General features: G+C 49.6%; 1 protein-coding gene. It reads right to left on the bottom strand.

What is annotated here, in order from left to right:
* On the bottom strand, positions 1–706 hold a 706-nt coding region (gene tnpC / locus OCV81_RS17940; protein ID WP_262640536.1), incomplete at both ends, for an IS66 family transposase.

Here is a 706-nt window from a genome sequence, read left to right on the forward strand (position 1 = left end):
TGTACAACTTGCCGATGTAGTGAATCGCCTGTGTAGCCAGGGTCCTGTTCTCTTCCAGAGCATCCACGTATTTTCTTCTGACATGTGCCCAGCAGCCGGCCAGAGTAATTCCTTTCATCTGCTCAAACTGTTCGTAAGCTGCATAGCCGTCACATTGCACAATGCCACGGCAGCATCCCAGCAGTTCACGGGCTACCATGCCCGAACGGCTCCCACGGTCATAATGGAACATGACGTCCCCCGTGATGCCGTCGCGTACGCACCACTCATACCCCTTTCTCGCTTTATGTTTCTCATTGTCCAGCACAGGAATGACACTCTCGTCCACTTGTATATACTCACTGGAGAGTATCTTCTGTTTGAGCAGGTTGTACAGAAGCCTGAGTTTCTCCACCGCCATTTCATACCATCCGCACATGGTAGATTCGCTTATGATGATTCCTGATTCGCGATACTGCTGTATCAGACGGTAGAACGGGAGATGATACATGAACTTGCCGATGATAATGTCCGTCAGGACCGAGGCGCCTGCCATACATTTGCTGACCGGGACAAGAGGAAGAGGATGAATCAGAATCTGCCTTTCCTCGGGATATTTCTCCATATCGGATTTTCTTATCACTTTGTGACGGACGGTCTTCAGGATATATACTTTTGCCGGAACACGCTCCAGGCGTGAACTCTCTTCCTTTCCGATTTCAATGAA

The sequence above is a fragment of the Phocaeicola fibrisolvens genome, assembly GCF_025567125.1.
Taxonomy (GTDB): Bacteria; Bacteroidota; Bacteroidia; order Bacteroidales; family Bacteroidaceae; genus Phocaeicola; species Phocaeicola fibrisolvens.